We start from the raw sequence: 20,401 nt of genomic DNA, 5'->3' as shown, positions 1-20,401 counted from the left end.
CTGCCTTCGCAGTGATATATATACGAAAAATTGGAATGCACCCTAATTACGATAACATGTAGTAGTAGGTGTTTCGATTTTGAAATGATATTTAGATCTCAAAAGACAGCATCCCTTCGTTACACAATAACAATGGAATTCAGATTGCTTTGCTAAATCTGTCAGACTGTAGTGCAAAAATTGAGGATTAGTATCAAAGCGGCAGATATCTCACAAGTGAAAAAGCGATTATACGACAACCTCAGTGTTGCTCGTTCAATATTACGCATAACCTCATCAGCTTTTACGCGCCCATCTGTGTGAACATTTGTAACCTGCAGGAATTACAAATTGTATTAAACCATATTCAAAAAAATAGGGGGAGTAAGACTACTCCCCCGCTTATAGACCCTCTATTAATCTATAGATACAAAACTTCAAAAGCATTTATTAATAATATTTTTGTCCTTTAGTATACCAGAAATCTTTATAGCTGAGTGTAAGTGTTACCTTACCATATCGCTCCTGTATAAGATTTTGTGATTTTGTTCCTCTTATTCCATATTCAAAACCTACCAGGTAACTCAGCGTACTTCTTTTTGAATGAAAACCAAGTCCTACAGATACGCCCATATCTTTTAACTGCTCATTACGTATGCTCAGGTACGAGTCTGTATAAAACAATCCTGCCTGGTAGAAAACTTTTTCAATAGGTACAGGCCATACCTGCCTGAGCTTTGCATATTCCACACCTATTGAAGCGCGGCTGCTGTTGCGCAGGGAATAACCGGAGCCGCTGTATTTTACAGAAGCCCATTCCTGGTAGCGGTAATCAGCCAGCATTGTTAATTTTTTATTCCTGGTAATAGCCAACCCCACACCATACATATCCGGCATCCGGAAATAATCATTTTTTGTAACCTTATCTTCAATGGTTGTAGTGCCGCTGGTAATATTGGTGTTATATTCTGCTGCCAGGTCTGTTTTATTGGCATAAGTAGCACCAAGCGAAAAATCCCACTTTGGAGTAACCTTTGTAAAATATTGCGCACCATAACTCATATACAGGTTACGAAGAAAAATATTTTTTGTAGTAGTAATGGTAGAAGTTGCCTCTGTTCCTGCTAATACTTCTTTCTGGTTTAAAGAACCAAATAAAAATGAAGTACTCACACCAACCGAAAAATGTTTTCCTAATCTTACACCATTGTCCCAGTATGCCCTGTTCACCCCACCGGTTCCTTCATAATCAGCATAGGTAAATAAATTTGTTCCCTGAATAACCTTCTTGCCGGAAAAAGCATAATTAGAAGTGCTGAAAGGTGTAAGTCCGATACTGCTGCCCCACCATTTGTTTACTTTAATACCTACGGATACACGATTTACGCTGAAATCTCTTGTTTGATTGGCAGTGCTGTTTAAATTATTGGCATAATAGCTTACAATCTTTCCACGTGCAGATGCCTCCACCATAAAGAACTGGTCCTGTAATGCGGAATACGAAGCCGGGTTATTATTGATCAGGAAATAAGGGTTACGATATGCAATGCCCGTATTTGCCATACCGGAGGTGCGATTAAAAAAACTTTCTTCAATATCACCAATACCAAGAATAGAATATGGAGAGCTTGTATTTTGCGCATAACCCCCAGCTCCTGCACAAAATGTCAGCAGTATAATTAAACCGTATCGTACTTGTTTACGCATTATAATATCTTCATTTACCATAAACATTATTGATCCTTTTGAACGGATATATAGTACAGTTTTAATTTCATTGTTTTTTCACTCTGCTTATCGCCAAAAGCTACCCTGTCAAAAAGCGTATTATAAGCAGGAGTTGGTGGCATGAATAATAATCCGCTTGTATTATCAGCCGAAGTAGACAATAATGCTTCTATATATGCAGATACATCATAGGTGTAATAAGTATCCTGTCCGTATAACCAATCTGTTTTAAGATCTCCGTATTGTGCAGAAGTAGAACTGGTGCTCCCATTTGCCCCAAGTGCAGTGCCAACATTATTATTCACATTAGTTGTATACGCCGCCAGTTGGGGTGGTAGCATAAAATTATAATTGTAGCTGCCACCTAAAGGATAAATCGTAAGTTCGGCACTCATCAATTGCAGGTAGTCTGTTCGCTGTAAAATAGCTTCACGTACATTCGGAAAACGAACCTTCATCAGTGCCCCTGTAATCGGTTGAATATATGCTGCATTATTCAGTAAAGCAGATGATACCTCTTTGTTTTCAGGTATCACTACATTTAAAGCTGTTCCGGAGCGATCGTATCTGACCTGGTTAAACTGTTTGTTCCTGGAGGTAATCGAGAACTCAAGATATTTTTGAACGAGATCCGGGTTCGATTCATGATAGTATATCCTGATTTTTACCGTATCAGAAAAACCGTATATCGCGGCATTGTCCGCGGTATTTTCAGGAGAGATCTTTAACCCCGGAAAATAATGTTCAAAATCTGTTGCAGTACTAACCTCTACTGCCTTATCCTGGATAAGATTCCATATTTCCAAACCCTTTGTATTGCTCAGCTTTATGCTTACGGTATCTTTACGAGATGGTACTATGGATAAATTTACAGACCCAAGCACTGTATTTGAAACAGGGAAATCAGTATTGCTGTAAAAAGATGTCTGGTCATCAGGAAACAACATCATTTCATTAAGCTCCTGTACCTGCAAACGCTGAGCAGCAGTAGTATCTCCGTAAAATGTACTGTCGCCTACTATTTTCAGTACCATAGAATCGTATACAGCAGAAACATGGAAGCTGTTAGCCGATGGTGGGTTTTCCACTACAAAGAAAGACGATGCGCTGATATGCCCAAACAATGGATCCTGGTAGCTGCCTAATAATAATTTGCCGGTTTGGGATGTAATAATTGAATCTCTGAATACGGTGGAAATAACAGGTGAGATAGTATCAATCATTACTATATTTGTATAATTGTTATCTACGAACTGCTCACCGAATTGTATATAAGCTTTTTTACAGCCAGTCTGAAAAAAAAGCCCAGAAACAATGCCTAACAGAAAAATCACCTTTGATCTATAGCGGGTCTTACTCAATAAATGCATATTTGCACGTAGTTACTTTGCAATATTATCTGCCTTTAGTGTTACTTATTTGTTAGAGTGGATAAAGAATAGCCAAACATATACAAGAAGATATATTTTATAGATTAAGGGAAGGCGGAAGGTGTAGGCTGGAAGGGAAAAGGTAAACCGCTGTGGAATATAAGGAGGTTTAATATTATATTGAGCCGAGACATGTCTTGTCTCTATACCATATATCACCCGACCCAACACCGCTTACCCAATACCTTCCACCTTTTATCTTCCACCTTTTTTTAGTATGTAAAAACAAATCATTTATCTACAAATAGATACTGCAATTCCATTTTAACGATTTTACCGTTTCGGTTTCGGATAGTTTAGCGGCAAAATTTTCTTTTTGGTACTGACAACCGCGTGATGAACATTGCAAAAAAGAGCATAATCAGCAGGTTATTTCAACCATCAACACAAAATTAAATTTGGAATGAAAGCAAAAACTTTATTGATCTGGCTAACTGGCTTTAGTACACTCGCTATTACTTCCTGCACAAAAAGCTCAGATGACGATGACAGCACAGAAGGTAACTGGATACTTCGTTCATCATTCGAAGGTTATGGACGCAGCGAGGCGGTATCTTTTTCTATCGGTAACAAAGGTTATATAGTAACCGGGTATGATGGCAGCAAAAGATTGAAAGATTTATGGCAATATGATGCCGAATATAATTTTTGGCAACAGAAAGCAGAATTTCCCGGCACAGCACGTCACGCTGCCACCGGGTTTTCAATAGATACCAAAGGATATATCGGAACTGGATCAGACGGCTATAATAAGCTGAAAGATTTTTGGGAATATGATTCCCAGGGTGATACCTGGACCCAGAAAGCAGATTTTGGTGGTTCTGGCCGCTACAGCGCTGTAGGCTTCAGCATTAACGGCAAGGGATACATTACTACCGGTTACGATGGCAACTATTTAAAAGACCTTTGGGAATTTGATCCCACAGCAGGCGCCTCAGGCACCTGGACGCAACGCGTAAGTATGAGCGGTGAAAAAAGAAGTGGCGCTGTTGCCTTTGTTTATAACAATAAGGCCTATGTTGTAACAGGGGTATACAGCGGCGGCACAGTAAATGATTTTAATGTATTTGATCCTACACAACCGGAAGGACAGGCATGGACCCAATTAAGAAAAATAAGCAACGTAAGTGATGAAAGCTATGATGATGATTATGCTATTGTAAGAAGCAAAGCTGTAGCTTTTGTAATGAATGGTAAAGCTTATATTGCTACCGGGCAAAACGGAGGTGTTTACAAAGACACCTGGGAATATGATTTTGCTACAGATACATGGAAAAGTAAAACGCCTTTTGAAGGAGCGGCAAGGCTTGGCGCCAGCGCATTTTCGCTTAATAACAGGGGGTTTGTTTTATTAGGCGCAACAAGCAGCAGCAGCACAACTGCGCTTGAAGATATCCGTGAGTTTTTCCCAAGTGAAGAGTATAATGAAAATGAAGATCAGTAAGAAAAAAGCATACGTCATTGCATTACTGGCGATAGTAGCTATAACTGCAGGTATATACACCCGGCACTATTATCGCCAGCATGAAATGTTGGAGGTTGAAATAAAACCTTTTAAAACGGGTAATGGTTGGGGGTATAACGTAATGGTTGATAAAAAAATCTATATTCACCAGGAAACTATTCCGGCATTTGCCGGCAACCAATCGTTTAAATCTGAAGAAGATGCCATTAAAACCGGCAACCTTGTAATTAAAAAAATGATTGCCGGAAATTTACTCCCTGCACTTTCAGCAGAAGAAGTAATGGGGCTTGGTATTCGCCCCACACAATCTCCTTAGTTTAAGGATCAGGAATATTGTTCTATAATATTGAAGAAATCGTTCCGGTAACTATTACCTATCGGAACGATTTTTTTTCCTATACTTATCTCGTTGCGCGAAATAGTTTCAATATGTTGCAGGGAAATCACAAAAGAACGGTGCACACGTACAAACTGGCTTTCAGGCAAACGGCTGCTGAAGTTTTTTAGATTTTGCAGTGTAAGCACCGGCTGCATACGGCCATTTACATAGATCTGTGTGTAATCCTTCATTCCTTCACAAAACATAATATCATCAAGTTTTATTTTGATGATCTTATACTCAGATTTTACAAATACAAAGTCATGCTTTGTTTGTGATAAAGTTTGATTCGGGCTATTGAGAACCAGGGATTCGTCTTGCATAGCAGTTTACATTAATTAATTATTGGATTAAAATATTTAAGTGCTCCAAATTTCCCTACGAACGGGCAAATTGCCATGCTAAAATCGGTAAACCCTCAAAAAGAATAGGTGAACAGGAAAGACGAAGCATATTGCCGACCTGGAATTCACAGATTGTGTATTACACAGTCTCAATATTATAATTCCCAATAATGGGTACTTGTTCCGGAGAAGGATCTAACGGGAATTTTTAAAACTCTGGATAGCCTGTTGATAAGTATCTCCCACGGGAATTTCCACACCTGTTTTAAGTACCAGCCTGCGCGTTTCCAACGAATTTATTTTATTCAGTGCCACTATATAGCGCCTGTGTACGCGTTGAAATTCGGTGGCCGGTAATTTTTCGAGAAATGACTTCAGGCTCATCAGTGTAATTAAAGGCTTTCCTTCCTGCAGGTATATCCGTATATAATCATCCATACTTTCAATATATATGATATCCTGGAAGTTGATTTTAATGAGTTTATAATCTGACTTTACAAACACGCCGGGAATAAGGTCTGAATTATCTTTCTCCTTCAACCTGATGCGTTCAATAGCCCTTTCAACAGCCATTTTGAAACGTTCAAAATCAAAAGGTTTCAGCAGGTAGTCGGCTACTCCCATTTCATAGCCGTCCACCGCAAAGTCACGATGGGCAGTGGTGAATATTACTACAGGTTTGTTGGTAAGCTTTTTTAAAACGCCGATGCCTGTTATATCCGGCATTAATATATCCAGGAATAAGATATCCACCTTGTTGTTATTAATATAACCAATACTTTCCAATGCGTCTGTAAAGCCATCCATCATTTCCAGCCCTTCATACCTGCGGATATACTGATTTAATAATGAAATTGCCAGCGGTTCATCATCCACCACCACACATTTTATCATATCAACTCAATTTTCAGATCAACAATGTAAAAATTATCCTTCCTTCCAAAGTCAAGTGAGTATCTGCCGGGATATAGCAATTCTAATCGCCTGCGTGTATTTGACATGCCTATGCTTGATGTACTTCCGTTCTCTTCTCTTTCAAATACTATATTCTGCACGTGCATATTAAGCCGGTTATTTTCTGCTTTTATAAGAATAGCTATTTTACTTTTTTCATGATTACTGATTCCATATTTAAAAGCATTTTCAACAAAAGATATTAACAGGAGCGGGGCTATTTTGTTTTTTGTAAAATCTCCCTGTGCTTCAAAGCGTAACTCCAGTTTATCATTGCTGCGCATTTTCTGAAGTTCAATGTAATTATTCACATAATGTATCTCCTGTTCCAGCGGCATTAAATCTGCCTGCGCATCTTGTGTAACATAGCGCATTATCTCAGAAAGCTTCATTATAGCCGCAGGTGTTTGTTCACTTTGTATGGATGCCAGCGAATAAATATTATTCAATGTATTAAAAAGGAAATGCGGGTTGATCTGCAATTTAAGATAAGAAAGTTCCGCGTTAACTTTTGCCAGTTCATTTTCTTTAGATCTCTTTTCGGTTATGCGTAACCGTTCTACCACCTGGAGTATAATACCTAATAACCATACCAGACTGAAAGTTAATATGCGGGGGATCATACGGGCTCCTGCAAAAGGAATGCGGGGACGATCACCGGCAACGCCTCTGAAACCAGGTGGCGGAAAATTATTATTCGGTATTAATCTTGGCCGGGCAGGTATAAGTAAATCTGATATAAACAGAAATAAACAGAGCAGCAGCAGTATAGCGCCAAAATAAAGGAGGTTTTCCTTGTTGAAAAAAAACTTCGGCACCAGGAAATATGCATTAAAATAAAAAAAAGGAACAAGCAAAAGGTTGGTCAGGAAGAAGTGAAGCGGATAGCCTAACAAATGTGTAAATCCTTTAGGACTTGTACCAAAATCCGGTGAAAAAATAACCGGCAGGAACAGGAAAAGTGCCCAGCAGATGATATGCATGAGTATTGTAATTGCCCGCTTATTCATAATCTGAATCAAGATAATATTAAAAATAAGGAAAGCGTACGGCAATACAGAAAATATAGATTAAGCAGCAAAACTTATAGACCAGGTACATTATAAAGAGGGATATATTAATATTAACTTTATAATAAATTGTGCTATACTAACAATCAAAAAAACTACAGCAATGAAAAAAGTCACAGGAATAGGGGGCATTTTCTTCAAATGTAAAAATCCGCAGGCTATGAACGAATGGTATAAAACCCATCTTGGATTTAATACAACAGAACATGGTACAAGCTTTGAGTGGCGTAATGCCGATGACCATACCCAAAAAGGAATCACGCAATGGGCTCCTTTTACAGAAAATACAAAATATTTCGAACCTTCAACTAAAGATTTTATGATAAACTACAGGGTGGAAAATCTGGAAGCATTGGTTGATGCATTACGGAAAGAAAGTGTGACCATCCTTGACAATATAGAGACATTTGATTATGGAAAATTTGTCCATATACTGGATATTGAAGGAAATAAGATTCAGTTGTGGGAGCCCTTTGACTAAAAAATTTTATAATAGTCAGAACAAGCAAGAGCATGGAACAGCAGCGGAGCAGGTATCCAGCTATCCTTACAAAGTAATATCTATTTTGGTTCCTGTGGAGTCAATTGTTTTTTCGATAACAATTTCTTTTGCATCACCTATCCATTGAACAGGTTTTCCTGTAACTTCTATATATGTATTGAGCAATTGTACTTTTTTATTTTCTATAAAAATTACACCGGGAAATTCAGCATTATTCCTGCTCTTCACCACCACTGTAGCAATAGACAGGTTATTGCATTTATCAAAAACCTGCACAGCGCCAGCGGCATCGGTCATGTTAACAGAGTCAATCTGTACACCTGTACAATTACTAAAACCTAATAATACCGGTTGTTTGGTAAGTGAGTCGAGTAGAAATCCTTTTGTGTTGAGGTCATTCATATTTTTCAATAATAATGCTCCCCTACCCTCTATCACGCCTTTGCCGGATATACCGATATTTTCCTGTCCATCGGCACAAATAATGGCTTTGATGCTTCCTGAAGAATTGTAATCATATATAGACGAAGAGCCGACTAATACTGCGCCTTCCTCCAGCTTGATGGTAACATTTGATTTAAGCTTTATGCTTCCCGTAAGATATCTTCCAACATAAAATACCAATCGACCTCCGCCATTCTCACTTATGAAATCAATTCCTTTCTGAATAGAGCGGGTATTCAAAGTAAGCCCATCTGATTTTACACCGAATAAAGATGCATTGTAATCTTTAGCCGATAACGAGAACGGGAGAATAAAAACGATAATCAATATTTTTATGTGATTCATCTTTTATGATTTGAGTATGCTATTTCTTTTTTACCTGTGTGGAATTTTGCAGGAATACCTGTTTCTTCTTCCTGCTATCCGGCTCCTGGAATTCTACTTTTTCGAATGAAATGTTTTTAACATCATCCGCCACAATTGCCGGGCGGTATTCTTTTTTCCCGGCTATGAGCGTAATGTTTTTGAAGTTGATGTCTTCCGCATGACGGAGATAAAATCCCCAGGCAGGCAATTCTTTAAACTGTGAAAACTCCGGGTAAGCGGCGGGCATTTCAGGAATGCTATCCAGTTCTGCTTTCTTTAATCCTCTATATGCATAATTGGGATTTGATCCGCCCGGGTAAACAATTGTAATATTTTCAAGCGTTACATTTTTTATTTTGTGCTGAGGTAACCCTACAATACCGCAGGGAGAAATATTTCTTGGCAGATCTTCAACAGGGCCTTCATACAAATATCCTGAATCAGGTTTTCCATTCGGAACCTCCGCATACACATTTCTTATCACAACATTATTCATGGCCGGCTTCTTTCCTCCACTCCACCTGTCGCCTATTCTTAAGTAAATAACATTACCTGTGTTGGTCGACTTAACTCCATCTACCAAAATATTTTCAACAATACCGCCATCTACCGCGGCAAAAGTTATAGCAGAACGGTAAGTATCGTAAATAGTAATGTTGGTTACCTTAAAATTCCTGAAGCCGCCGCGGGAAACGGTTCCGAATTTCAACCCATTGGCACTTGATCTTCCGGTGCAGTTATCTACTACAACATTTTCACAAATTTTAGAAGGGTCATGCGATTTAAAACAAAGTACATCATCCGCAGCGTCAAAAAAAGAATTTTTAATCACAACGCCATCACAGTCCACCACATCAATGCCATCATTATTCCAGTAGTTTTTGCTGTCTACCTTTATACTATCAACATATAAATTTTTACATTGATCATAAGTCTGATTCCAGCTTGCAGGGTCTTTTAAAGTAATGCCTTTTATAACAATATTCCGGCACTCGCGGAAATAAACATTTTGCGGGCGGTTGGTTTCATTAGGCCTGTCGAGCTTAAGCGGATCAGTAAATATTTTTTTATGAATATTGGCTACCTGGTTGTTGGCAGTATAAAAGCCCCTGCCATTAATCATCCCCTTCCCGGTAATCCCGATGTTTTCCTGCTTCAGGGCAAAAACCAGAGACATCCACCCGATATAAGGGTCTTTAATATAGTCAAGCGGATTAACTGATCCAAGTAATACAGCGTTTTCTTCGAGATGCAATACCACATTTGATTTAAGATAGATACTTCCGGTAAGATAGATTCCTTCATTAAATACCAGCCTGCCGCCACCGTGGGTGGTAATGAAATCAATAGCGCCCTGTATGATGTCGGTATTCAAAACAACACCATCACCTTTAGCTCCAAAGTCTGAAATATTATAATCTTTTGCGTGAGAAAAATAGCCAATAATTATAACGGAGAACAATAATACAATTTTTCGCATAAGGCAGAAGAAGTTTAGAAGATCAGCCAATCGTCACAGGCGCAATATACTTAAATGGAAAAAACAACTGTCATGGTCTCTCCTGTGAAAAAAAGTAAATGCTCATTCACTCCCGTTTCAGGTTGCAAGTTACTGGTTGCTGGTTACAAGTTTCCACATTCTCACATTTCCCTCATTCCCTCTTCCTCACATTTGCTTATCCTTTACCGCAGCCATCATCATCCTCAGCTCTCCAAAGCTTATATCAGGCAATTGTTCTTTCATTTGTGTAAGACCTGCTTCTTTATTTTGGTTATATATGTTGAGAATTTTTTGTTGCTTTTCTTCAGACAAAAATTCGTTTACAGACAATACTCCTGATTCAATAAAATGAGACAAATGCCCTTCTATAGTTTGGGGCGTCAGTTTTCTTTCTTCAGCGATAGCGGTAATTGATTTTCCCTGTTTATACAAATCTAAACTTACGGACTTTGTATCCACTTTTGCAGAAGTATCTTTAGCGGTTATCCGTTCCTTTTTGGCTTCAGCAATATTTGCCTGCATATTGGTTTCCAGATTATATTTCTCACAGTAATCACTGATAATCTCAATAATATCATCACCATATTTATCCACCTTGGCTTTGCCAAACCCCTTTATTTTAGCAAGGTCTTTTTTATTAAGCGGAAGAAAAGCGCTTAATGCTTTCAGCGTTTCTGCATTTGCAATCATATACAGGGGCAGGGCAGTTTCTTCAAAAACCATATCACGCCACCGTTTCAGCGTATCAAACAGCTCGGCATTGGCAATACCTGAAAAGTTTTGTCTCTTTCCGCTTGCATAGCTTGTAATACTAAATCTTGGCTGGGCAAAAGCAAGCTTATGTTGTAAATATGCATTAAGCGTAAAAGGCTGTTTACAATACTGCAGGTAGTACTGTGCAGTATATACAACAAGCGCAAGCTCTTTCAAAGCTTCATCAACCGGGGCAGAAGCTTCTTTATGTTCAGTAACCAGGGGATGCTTTTTAACAGCCTCCAGCAAACCGCTTAATCTTGCATCAAAATGTTTTGCAGCATCGCTTATACGTTTCTGCAAAAGCTGATTTTTTTCAATAACAGGTTCTTCTTTAGCCATAGTATAGACCTGGTGCATAAATTTTTCACCCACCTGTTTATCACCTAAAAACTGCTGATGAATTTTCAATACAAGATCTACCCCTTCATTATTAAATTTATCAACATGCTGTTTTACAGCATATATCAATACATTAAACGCTGTATCAATCTCTTCAAATAAAAATATTTGTGATAGCTGCTGTTGGGTAAAAATCATTCTTGCTCCTGCAAATCTTTCTGCCAAAGAACCTTTGTGCATAAGCGTTTGCTGTCCCTTCACTACGCTATCATTGCTCATAATAGCCTGTGCATGAATTTTTGATAGCAATACAATACCCTCAAGACTTGTACAGCGGCTCAACGCTACATACACCTGCCCGCTGCTGAATGCTGCTCCTGCATCAATCATAGCCTTTTGAAAGGTTAACCCCTGGCTTTTATGAATAGTAATAGCCCAGGCGAGGCGCAATGCAAACTGTTCGAAAGTGCCAAGCACTTCCTGTTCCAGCTTTCCATCGCCCCGGTTTAAAGTATAGCGTGTATTATCCCAGGTTTCTTTACCTACAGTAATTTCTTCTCCGTCACTTTCTACAATAATCAGCTCTTTTTCAAGGCGTTTTACTATTCCAATCTTTCCGTTAAAATATTTTTTGTTTATCACATCATTTTTCAAAAACATTACCTGCGCTCCTTCTTTAAGCTTCAATTCTTCTTCTGCAGGATACATGTGCTCAGGAAATTCTCCCTCAATTTTTGCCTTATAGGTAAATGATGGTGTAAGCAATTTATTCAGTTCACGAAAATTAATTTGATCTGCCTGGTTATTATGCGAAGTGAGCGTAATGTATTTTTCATCCGGCCCTGGTCGAAATGCAGGATTATATCGTTGATGAAGATCTTCAAAATCTTCAGTCTGCATAGCATTGTTGCGCACTTTATTCAGCAGCCGTACAAATGAATCTTCTTTCTGCCTGTAAATTTTAGTAAGCTCAATCATCAGGGGCATTTGTTCCTTAATTGCCAGGCTATCAAAAAAGAATGGTGAAACATAATATTCATTCAACAATATCCATTCGTCATTTTTAGCCACAGGCGGTAACTGAAATAAATCGCCGATACACAGCAACTGCACGCCGCCAAAAGGGGTGTTATAATTTCGCCTGACCGCTCTCAAAATTGCATCGATGGCGTCCATAGTATCTGCACGCACCATACTTATTTCATCAATTACCAGCAACTCTATTTTGCGGAGCAACTGCAGGCGTTGTTTATTAAACCTTAACCTTGCCAGCAATTCATCTTTACTGGCACTGATTGGCAAAAAGGGGTGAAATGGCAGTTGAAACAAACTATGCAGCGTAACGCCTCCTGCATTAATGGCAGCAACACCTGTAGGCGCTGCAACTATAATATTTTTGGCGCAATGCTCTTTAAGATATTTTAAAAAAGTGGTTTTGCCGGTACCTGCTTTACCGGTTAAAAAAATATTTTCACTGGTTTCCGTAACAAACTGGTAGGCCAGGTCAAAGTTTTCGTTATGCTCAATATCCGGGAGTATATTATTCATCTCAGTTGTATATTACTGATGATCCAAAAATATTTTCTTTTTATTATAAGCGGGAAGTTAATTTGGGAAGGTGTTGGAGGTCTGATCGTAGTAATGATCAACTTTATACAACAGGGATTATTGCGGATTACCGCAATAAAATACAAGCCGGTTACGTAGTAGTGTACATGCATAGGTTATGGCTAATATACACATATCTGCAACGTAAGTCAAAAAATAATGTTCTGTTTTTTATTTCCGGCGTCGCTAAATTGTCAGGCAGGTCAATTTATATAATCTTCTTATGGACTATATTTTTTCCTCTCACATCTTCCATCATTATATAACACAATACCACTATCATTAACAAATTAAACTCAATACCGTTCCTCCCGCCTCCAACTACATACCAGCCGTCTTTTAAATGAACCATGAATATACCGGCGATTAAAATAAAAACAGTAACGACAGAAGCAAATTTCACATATCTGTTCGCCAATAAAAGAACAGCACATAAAATATGCGATAATTTAATGCTCCATGCTATTATCAGACCTAACGGAGCAAAGCCGGCTTGATCCAGGTATGCTGTACCAAATGCCCTTATGCTGCCGTCTATTATACCCGGAATACTATGCGCAAACAATATTATAGCAATAATAAAGCGTAGTATGAATGTTCTGTCATTCAAATATTTCATAAAAATTGTAAGATATAACTGCAGGTAACAAATCTGTAAAAGGTAAATTTAACGTAGTTATTGCTAAGTTTTATTTCATGCCACAAGATTACTAAACTGTTATTAAAAGTCCCGGTATTGAGTCTCATAGATTATAGCATTGGTGATTTCTTCCTTTTTTAATTTTTCAAAATGACTTAATCTTGCAAAAATACTATGTCATGTATCCTGTTATTTTAGCCCTCCACTCACTTGTTCGCTGGCTGGTTTTAATTGCTTTATTATTGGTCATATATAAAGCGTACAGCGGATGGTTTTCCCGAAAAACATTTTCTAAAGCTGATAATAAGGCCAGGATTTGGTCTATTATTTTGGTTCATATAGAATTTATTTTAGGCTTATGGCTGTATTTTATCAGCCCTGTTATAGAATTTTTCAGGAATAACTTTAAAGAAGCGGTACATCAAAAAGATGTTCGTTTTTTTGGAATGGAGCATAGTGTGATGATGTTGATAGCCGTTATCCTCATTACCATTGGTTCTTCAAAAGCAAAACGTAAAAAAACTGATACCGAAAAGTTCAGGACATTAGCGATTTGGTTCACTATCGGGCTGATTATTATTCTTATCTCTATACCCTGGTCGTTTTCACCTTTTGCCGCCCGTCCGGCTTTCAGACCCTTTTAATATGTGTGGCAAATATTGTATATTGGAAATGTTTCAGTTCTAAATCACCCACAGAAGAGATAGCTATTATAATGAAACATTAAACGTTTATATATGCTCTTCGCTATTTTTTTTAATGTTTTGATACAACTGTTCAGTAATCAGCAAACAGTATTTAAAGAGCAGACAATTGACAATAATATTGAAATAGGCTACGGCATGGCGCTTGGCGATGTTGATGGAGATGGGAAACCGGATATTTTACTGGCAGATAAAAAACAATTTGTATGGTATCGTAATGGAGATTGGAAAAGGTTTGTAATGATTGAGAATCTTACAGAGCATGATAATGTTTGTATTGCTGCAAAAGATATTGATGGTGACGGGCTGGTTGAAGTGGCCGTAGGCTCACAATGGAATCCTGCAGAAACATCCAATGAGCAGCAATCAGGAGCGGTGCATTATCTTATCCGCCCCAAAGACCCTACCCGGTTATGGACAGCAAAGGAGTTACACCATGAAGTTACCACCCACAGGATGAAATGGGTAAGATCCGCAGCAGGCAGGTACTATCTTGTTGTTGCACCATTGCACGGAAAAGATAATAAAAACGGGGCGGGCGCCGGTGTAAAGGTATTGGCATACGAGTTTCCCAAAGATGTTAACAACCCATGGGATATAGTACAGCTCGATACTACACTACACCTTACCCATAATTTTGACATTGTTACAGGTGGAAAAGATAAAGGACTCTATATAGCATCAAAAGAAGGAGTGAAATTTATCCCGGATGAATTTTCGCAAACAAAAAACATAAAGGCTCTACCTGTTTTGGGCGTTGATAAAGCAGCTGGTGAAATAAAGATCGGGAAGATGGCAGGAGATAAAAATTTTATTGCAACAGTTGAACCAATGCATGGCACAGCAATCGTAGCGTATCTTACAAACGATAACGCAAAAAGAATCGTGCTGGATGATAATGTTAAAGAAGGGCACGCTTTAGGCATTGCAGATTTTTCCGGATCCGGTAAAGACCAGGTTGTTGCCGGATGGAGAAGCCCTAATAAAGATGGAAAAGTGGGTATAAAAATTTATACCATGCTTGATGATTCAGGCGAACAATGGGATGCTGAATGGATTGATGAAAATGGAATGGCGTGCGAAGACATCCAGGTAGCAGATATGAATGGAGATGGGAAACCAGATATTGTTGCTTCAGGCAGGGCAACAAAAAACCTGAAAATATACTGGAATACGGGAAAATGAGACGGAAGGTATAAGATGGGGCAGGTCAATCAGCGTACATCTGTGCGTTACCGTGAAAAGTGAGGAAATAGAATGGATTTTCTGTGCAGATCATCCTGTGCTTCTCATTTTATTGCTCACGTCTGACACTTCTCATCACACAAAAATTTTGGAAAAGCAGATTAATAATGTATGATCATACTTATACAGTGCAGAGACAGGGTTGGACTTGTGGCAGGAATCTCCGGCGTACTGGCAGAACTGCAGTTAAATATTACATCTATGAGGGAGTATGTAGCCGTATCGGATGATCGGTTTTACATGCGGGTTGCCACAGCTACCTCCACCAATGAAAAGAGACTGGAAACAGCTTTGAAAAAGGTGTTACCGGATAATGCAGAAATCACCATTCATATAAATCCTGACAAAAAAATTATTGTTCTTGTTACCAAAGAATACCATTGCCTGAGTGATATTCTTATACGCAATTATTTTAAAACACTTAACGCCAGTGTTCAATGCGTAATTGGCAATCACAATGTGCTTAAAGACATATGTAACAGGTTTGAGGTTCCCTTTCATTACATTTCGCATGAAGATAAGTCTAAAGAAGATTTTGAGCGCTTATTGTCAGATCAAATCAGGAAATACGCTTTTGACTATATAGTGCTGGCAAAATTCATGCGCATATTATCTCCTGCTTTTGTAGCGAATTTCCAGGGGTCCATTATTAATATACATCACTCATTTCTTCCTGCATTTATAGGAGCAAATCCATACCGCCAGGCTTTTGAACGTGGCGTTAAAGTAATAGGAGCTACCGCTCATTTTGTTACCAACGATCTTGATGAAGGTCCTATTATTGTGCAGCAAACCATCAACGTAAATCATACACATACTACTGCAGATATGGTAAAAGCCGGCAAAGAAATTGAAACACTTGTATTGGCAACCGCGCTTAAACTGGCGCTGGAAGACAGAGTATTTATATATGGTAATAAAACAGTAGTGTTTGAGTAAACGCAGACACCCCATCCACCACCTTTAAATATCCCTGGCTTTCACATTTTCACATTTTCATATTCTCCTATTTTCCCCCACATTAACTTTCGTATCTTTACAAATCCTAAGGCAAGAAAAGATGATTTTATGAACAGTGTTTTACAGGCAGAAAAACTTCTGCAAAATCCTGCGCTGCTCCCCGGGTTAAAAATAATTGGTGAAAAAATTTTAAAGAAGGAAAGACTTTCTGAAGCAGATGCCCTCCTTCTTTTTGAAAAAGGAAGCCTTGCCTTTGTTGGGGCATTGGCAAATCATGTGAGAGAAAGACTGCATGGAGATACAACTTATTTTAACAGGAACTTCCATATAGAACCAACCAATGTTTGTGTGTTCAGTTGTAAGTTCTGCTCATACTCCAGGCTGTATGCAAAGCGGGAAGACGGGTGGGAACTTAGTACGGAGCAAATGATGCATATAGTAAAAAGCTATGATGGCAAACCAGTTACAGAAGTTCATATTGTGGGCGGTGTTCATCCCAAAATGAATATGCAGTTTTTTATGGATCTTATGCGACAGATAAAAGCGCATCGTCCTGAGTTGCATATTAAAGGGTATACACCTGTTGAGCTGGATTATATGTTTCGTAAAGCAAAAGTTTCTGCAGAAGAAGGAATGAAGCAGATGAAAGAAGCGGGGCTTGATTCTTTGCCGGGTGGAGGCGCTGAAATTTTTCATCCGGAAATAAGGCAGCAGATCTGTGATGACAAGGTAGATGCCGAAGGATGGTTGCGCATACACGAAGCAGCGCATAATTTAGGGATGCATACCAATGCTACCATGTTGTATGGACATATAGAAAAATACTGGCACCGGGTTGATCATATGAAACGCTTACGTGACCTGCAGGATAAGACCGGGGGCTTCAATACATTCATTCCTTTAAAGTTTCGCAATAAGGATAACGAAATGAGTGATACGCCGGAATCATCCGTGGTAGAAGATATGCGTATGTATGCTATTGGCCGTTTGTTCATGGATAACTTTCCTCATCTTAAAGCATACTGGCCAATGCTTGGCAGGCAAAATGCGCAACTCACTTTATCATTTGGTGTAAATGATATTGATGGCACTATTGATGATACTACTAAAATATACTCCATGGCCGGCAGCGAGGAAACCAATCCTTCCATGAATACAGCCGAGCTGGTATCTCTTATCAAACAGGCAAGGCGCAAGCCGGTTGAGCGTGATACGTTGTATAATGTAATAACAGATTACAGCGTTACAGCGGTTGAACGCGAAGTTGCGGGTTGAAGGTTACAGGTTTCAGGTTGTAACATTCACTATTGGCTGTTCACTATTGCCTAATTCAGCCGCTGTGTTCCTGCTTTTTTTACGGTAATCGTTCTTCCTGGTTTTCCGGAGGCATCAAAAGTTTTGAAATTAAAAGTGGCTGTTGCAGACACAGGGGCTGTGTACACAGGAGATTGCATGGTTGGTTCCGTGCTATCGGTAGTGTAATGTATGCTTATGCCCGGTAATGCTACGTTTGCTTTTATCTCTCCATTTTCAATAACAACTCCTGCAGGCGGCACCCGGTAATTATAACCACCATTGATATGTGCCAATTTCGGGAATTCCTTTTGAGCAATAGTATTTGCGAACTGGTTCCATCCTTCATCTATCTGTTCCATTCTCTTTTTGCGGTTAGGTTCTTTCTCCCATTTTCTTTCCGGCGACCATGCGCTCTCTGAAAAACCAATCAGTTTTGGCAGCATATAATATTCAATCATATCTCTGCCTTTAATGGTTTCACTCCACAACTGCGCTTCCAGCCCTTTAATGTTCTTCTGTGCCTCAGGTTTTAGCTTCTGCCAGGGAGTATTAGGTTTGTCCCATTCCAGCACATCACCCATGGAGCTTTTAAAGGTTGTATTAAACATATTGAAGGGAGCAAAAGCCCATGCGTTTTTAGTATCAATAAATCCCGCCCAGTACAAACCCGGCTCTGCAGGATCGTTGTTGTAGGCAAGATCAAAATAAAAGTTAGAAACATTGCACAATACCACATTATAGCCCTGGTTAGCTAAACGATAACCCAGGTCGGGATAGTCAAACATATTATTCCAGATATAAGGAACGACGGGTTTGCCGGCAAATTCCGCATTAGGAGCAAGTTTGCCGGTTGAGTCTTTTATAAGAAACGCTTCTTCCCAACCGTGTATCTCCAGTCCTTTTTTCTCTAACCTTTTCAGCAATTCCCTAAAGAAATAGGCCTGTATATTTTTGGCATTTTTTATTTCAGGATGTTGACGCATAAGTTCAAGCGCATGCGGCGATTTTGTCCATGCCCCATCCGCAACCTCATCCCCGCCTGCATGAAATTCACGCATCGTCAGCCCTGCTTCCTTATACATCTTACCAAACTCTTCAACTACTTTTTCGTAAAACCTGTATGCAGATTCGCGGGTTACATCAACCACATTGTCTTTATACATCTGCGCCGATATATATACTGACTGGTCATCCGGATCAGCCAGGCGATATTCTTCTGCTTCTTCTTTCTTGCCTTCTTTCATCAGCCGTTCATAACGGGCTTCCATTGATTTTATAGCAGCCCTTGCATGACCTGGAAAATTAAGCTCAGGTATGATGCTGATATGCCTTTGCTGTGCATATTTTAAAATTTCTATAAAATCTTTACGGGTATAATAACCGGTTCCGTAATTATCTTTTGAATCAGCAAAAGGCCCGGAGCCATAAGCAGGATGTAATGCAGGCGCATCTTTTCCGCTAACATGCAAACGTTTTGCGCCTACTTCAGTAAGTTCAGGCAGACCGGGAATTTCAACACGCCACCCTTCATCTTCTGAAGTATACAATAACATACGGTTGATCTTATATTGGGCAAGGACATCAAGTATCCGGAAAATATTTTCTTTGCTTTGGAAGTTGCGGCTGACATCTACATGCAGGCTGCGGAATGCAAAACGCGGCGCATCATCTATAGTTACATAAGGTAGCTTTATGCGCTGCTCTTTTCCGAGGTATACATTGGTTGGTATTAAAGAAAGCAGGCTCTGTATGCCATAAAATACACCGGCAGCATCATAACCGGTTATATTTATACCCTGGTCGTTAATGGTTAAACGATATGCTTCCTGTTTTTTTTGTGTGAGCGCATCTGAATCAATTGAAAGGTATATGCCCTTTTGTCCGGCCGCCCCGGCTTTTGTAGAAAAATCCTTACCGGTAATTTCTTTTAACCTCGCTGCAAGCAGCCGCGCTTCTTCGCTTAAAGAATCTGAAAAAGTGATGGTGCCGATATTCAGCTCGTATACTCCATCAAACTTTGAAAATGATAATGGTGTCGGGATGATGGGCAATAACTGGTCTTCCGGCAAGACAACAAGTCCTGTATTATCAATAAATGTTTTTTCGGCAGAAGCCGGTAGTTCCCTGTCATCTCTTCCTCTCAATAATTGTTCTTTGGCGGTGTAAGGAATCAGCGTATAGTCATCAATGTTAGCAATGCTTTCTTCATTGCCATTATTATCATAAAAAACAATGTATATACCCAGCGGCTGATCTGTATTTTTAATTACATAACCTGTGGCTCTGTAATCTATAACAACAGAATCTCCCTGCTTTAAGCTAAAGCCCGGGTTAGGATAAAGTTTAAACCAATCTCCGTTTATATGCTCCACATCAGCAGGCTGAGGTGTAGTATTGGACAAAATGGGGCTGGGCGCAATAGAAAAAAACATCTTCCAGTTTTTATCTGTCAGTGTTCTCTCTCCTTTGTTCAGCAAATAAAACCGGGCTTTGTATCCTGTATCCTGGAAATTCGATAAAAGCTCCCATTTAACAGCTATAGAAGCGGTTGCACCAGGAGAGGCTGCTTGTTGAGTATTTTGGTTGCAGGATGCAAAGAAGAACAAAAATATTGCGGGATAAATTAACCTTACATGCATGGGAATGAAATTACGACATGTAAGAGATACTAACCGGTAATTTATACTGACC

Annotated in this window: 17 protein-coding genes; 7 read left to right on the top strand and 10 right to left on the bottom strand. The window is 39.2% G+C overall.

Translation table 11 applies throughout. The annotated features are described in order from the left end of the window. Window positions 1-429: 429 nt before the first annotated feature. Together DC498_RS17565 and DC498_RS17560 are read right to left on the bottom strand one after the other, a co-directional pair. Window positions 430-1,686, bottom strand: coding sequence for a hypothetical protein (locus DC498_RS17565; RefSeq protein ID WP_133176884.1), 1,257 nt, complete (start codon window positions 1,684-1,686; stop codon window positions 430-432). Window positions 1,687-1,712: 26 nt separating this feature from the next. Next, window positions 1,713-3,077 carry a DUF4270 family protein gene (locus DC498_RS17560; RefSeq protein WP_116875462.1) on the bottom strand — a complete coding sequence of 455 codons (1,365 nt, stop codon included), beginning with the start codon at window positions 3,075-3,077 and terminating at the stop codon, window positions 1,713-1,715. 463 nt (window positions 3,078-3,540) lie between these two features. Between DC498_RS17560 and DC498_RS17555 the strand changes: the two genes are divergently transcribed. Both DC498_RS17555 and DC498_RS17550 read left to right on the top strand, forming a co-directional pair. Next, window positions 3,541-4,581, top strand: coding sequence for a Kelch repeat-containing protein (locus tag DC498_RS17555; RefSeq protein WP_116875461.1), 1,041 nt, complete (start codon window positions 3,541-3,543; stop codon window positions 4,579-4,581). Further along, the gene (locus DC498_RS17550; protein WP_206197673.1) at window positions 4,568-4,918 is read left to right on the top strand and encodes a DUF4907 domain-containing protein; all 351 of its coding nucleotides are present in this window, start codon (window positions 4,568-4,570) and stop codon (window positions 4,916-4,918) included. The genes DC498_RS17555 and DC498_RS17550 overlap by 14 nt, the downstream gene beginning before the upstream one ends. 8 nt (window positions 4,919-4,926) lie before the next feature. On the opposite strand, the gene DC498_RS17545 is transcribed toward DC498_RS17550, so the two are convergent. The 3 genes from DC498_RS17545 to DC498_RS17535 form a co-directional block, all read right to left on the bottom strand. Continuing rightward, the gene (locus tag DC498_RS17545; RefSeq protein WP_116875459.1) at window positions 4,927-5,304 is read right to left on the bottom strand and encodes a LytR/AlgR family response regulator transcription factor; all 378 of its coding nucleotides are present in this window, start codon (window positions 5,302-5,304) and stop codon (window positions 4,927-4,929) included. Between the two features lie 216 nt (window positions 5,305-5,520). Further along, window positions 5,521-6,219 (bottom strand): LytR/AlgR family response regulator transcription factor, encoded by a 699-nt coding sequence (locus DC498_RS17540; RefSeq protein ID WP_116875458.1) that lies wholly within the window; start codon window positions 6,217-6,219, stop codon window positions 5,521-5,523. Beyond that, entirely contained in the window at window positions 6,216-7,289 is a 1,074-nt protein-coding gene (locus DC498_RS17535) for a sensor histidine kinase (protein ID WP_116875457.1), read from the bottom strand. Before DC498_RS17535 ends, DC498_RS17540 begins: the two co-directional genes overlap by 4 nt. A 163-nt stretch (window positions 7,290-7,452) precedes the next feature. On the opposite strand from DC498_RS17535, the gene DC498_RS26585 reads away from it, so the two are divergent. Beyond that, window positions 7,453-7,830 carry a VOC family protein gene (locus DC498_RS26585; protein WP_116875456.1) on the top strand — a complete coding sequence of 126 codons (378 nt, stop codon included), beginning with the start codon at window positions 7,453-7,455 and terminating at the stop codon, window positions 7,828-7,830. Between the two features lie 66 nt (window positions 7,831-7,896). Here DC498_RS26585 and DC498_RS17525 read toward each other — a convergent pair whose 3' ends face one another. The 4 genes from DC498_RS17525 to DC498_RS17510 form a co-directional block, all read right to left on the bottom strand. After that, window positions 7,897-8,640 carry a glycosyl hydrolase family 28 protein gene (locus DC498_RS17525; RefSeq protein WP_116875455.1) on the bottom strand — a complete coding sequence of 248 codons (744 nt, stop codon included), beginning with the start codon at window positions 8,638-8,640 and terminating at the stop codon, window positions 7,897-7,899. 19 nt (window positions 8,641-8,659) lie between these two features. Next, the gene (locus DC498_RS17520) at window positions 8,660-10,141 is read right to left on the bottom strand and encodes a glycoside hydrolase family 28 protein (protein WP_116875454.1); all 1,482 of its coding nucleotides are present in this window, start codon (window positions 10,139-10,141) and stop codon (window positions 8,660-8,662) included. Window positions 10,142-10,327: 186 nt separating this feature from the next. Next, window positions 10,328-12,805 (bottom strand): helix-turn-helix domain-containing protein, encoded by a 2,478-nt coding sequence (locus DC498_RS17515; protein ID WP_116875453.1) that lies wholly within the window; start codon window positions 12,803-12,805, stop codon window positions 10,328-10,330. A 268-nt stretch (window positions 12,806-13,073) separates the two neighbouring features. After that, on the bottom strand, window positions 13,074-13,484 hold the full coding sequence (locus tag DC498_RS17510; protein WP_116875452.1) for a DoxX family protein: 411 nt from the start codon (window positions 13,482-13,484) through the stop codon (window positions 13,074-13,076). A gap of 200 nt (window positions 13,485-13,684) precedes the next feature. Between DC498_RS17510 and DC498_RS17505 the strand changes: the two genes are divergently transcribed. From DC498_RS17505 to mqnE, 4 genes are all read left to right on the top strand, one after another. Continuing rightward, entirely contained in the window at window positions 13,685-14,149 is a 465-nt protein-coding gene (locus DC498_RS17505; RefSeq protein WP_116875451.1) for a hypothetical protein, read from the top strand. Window positions 14,150-14,242: 93 nt separating this feature from the next. Beyond that, entirely contained in the window at window positions 14,243-15,394 is a 1,152-nt protein-coding gene (locus tag DC498_RS17500; RefSeq protein WP_116875450.1) for an FG-GAP repeat domain-containing protein, read from the top strand. A gap of 171 nt (window positions 15,395-15,565) precedes the next feature. After that, window positions 15,566-16,393, top strand: coding sequence for a formyltetrahydrofolate deformylase (gene purU, locus DC498_RS17495; protein ID WP_116875449.1), 828 nt, complete (start codon window positions 15,566-15,568; stop codon window positions 16,391-16,393). 129 nt (window positions 16,394-16,522) lie between these two features. Next, entirely contained in the window at window positions 16,523-17,689 is a 1,167-nt protein-coding gene (mqnE, locus tag DC498_RS17490; protein WP_116875448.1) for an aminofutalosine synthase MqnE, read from the top strand. 50 nt (window positions 17,690-17,739) lie between these two features. On the opposite strand, the gene DC498_RS17485 is transcribed toward mqnE, so the two are convergent. Beyond that, window positions 17,740-20,349, bottom strand: coding sequence for a family 20 glycosylhydrolase (locus DC498_RS17485; protein WP_116875447.1), 2,610 nt, complete (start codon window positions 20,347-20,349; stop codon window positions 17,740-17,742). Between the last annotated feature and the right edge of the window lie 52 nt (window positions 20,350-20,401).

The organism is Terrimonas sp., from assembly GCF_003075435.1.
Lineage (GTDB): Bacteria > Bacteroidota > Bacteroidia > Chitinophagales > Chitinophagaceae > Agriterribacter.
Note: the sequence above shows the minus strand (reverse complement) of the source record. Positions and strands in the feature narration are given on the sequence as shown.

Coding starts and splice junctions, on each gene's coding strand:
- purU (WP_116875449.1), top strand. CDS start 15,566: ATGATCATACTTATACAGTGCAGAGACAGGGTTGGACTTGTGGCAGGA.
- DC498_RS17485 (WP_116875447.1), bottom strand. CDS start 20,349: ATGCATGTAAGGTTAATTTATCCCGCAATATTTTTGTTCTTCTTTGCA.
- DC498_RS17505 (WP_116875451.1), top strand. CDS start 13,685: ATGTATCCTGTTATTTTAGCCCTCCACTCACTTGTTCGCTGGCTGGTT.
- DC498_RS26585 (WP_116875456.1), top strand. CDS start 7,453: ATGAAAAAAGTCACAGGAATAGGGGGCATTTTCTTCAAATGTAAAAAT.
- DC498_RS17560 (WP_116875462.1), bottom strand. CDS start 3,077: ATGCATTTATTGAGTAAGACCCGCTATAGATCAAAGGTGATTTTTCTG.
- DC498_RS17515 (WP_116875453.1), bottom strand. CDS start 12,805: ATGAATAATATACTCCCGGATATTGAGCATAACGAAAACTTTGACCTG.
- DC498_RS17545 (WP_116875459.1), bottom strand. CDS start 5,304: ATGCAAGACGAATCCCTGGTTCTCAATAGCCCGAATCAAACTTTATCA.
- DC498_RS17500 (WP_116875450.1), top strand. CDS start 14,243: ATGCTCTTCGCTATTTTTTTTAATGTTTTGATACAACTGTTCAGTAAT.
- DC498_RS17540 (WP_116875458.1), bottom strand. CDS start 6,219: ATGATAAAATGTGTGGTGGTGGATGATGAACCGCTGGCAATTTCATTA.
- DC498_RS17510 (WP_116875452.1), bottom strand. CDS start 13,484: ATGAAATATTTGAATGACAGAACATTCATACTACGCTTTATTATTGCT.
- mqnE (WP_116875448.1), top strand. CDS start 16,523: ATGAACAGTGTTTTACAGGCAGAAAAACTTCTGCAAAATCCTGCGCTG.
- DC498_RS17555 (WP_116875461.1), top strand. CDS start 3,541: ATGAAAGCAAAAACTTTATTGATCTGGCTAACTGGCTTTAGTACACTC.
- DC498_RS17535 (WP_116875457.1), bottom strand. CDS start 7,289: ATGAATAAGCGGGCAATTACAATACTCATGCATATCATCTGCTGGGCA.
- DC498_RS17550 (WP_206197673.1), top strand. CDS start 4,568: ATGAAGATCAGTAAGAAAAAAGCATACGTCATTGCATTACTGGCGATA.
- DC498_RS17565 (WP_133176884.1), bottom strand. CDS start 1,686: ATGCGTAAACAAGTACGATACGGTTTAATTATACTGCTGACATTTTGT.
- DC498_RS17520 (WP_116875454.1), bottom strand. CDS start 10,141: ATGCGAAAAATTGTATTATTGTTCTCCGTTATAATTATTGGCTATTTT.
- DC498_RS17525 (WP_116875455.1), bottom strand. CDS start 8,640: ATGAATCACATAAAAATATTGATTATCGTTTTTATTCTCCCGTTCTCG.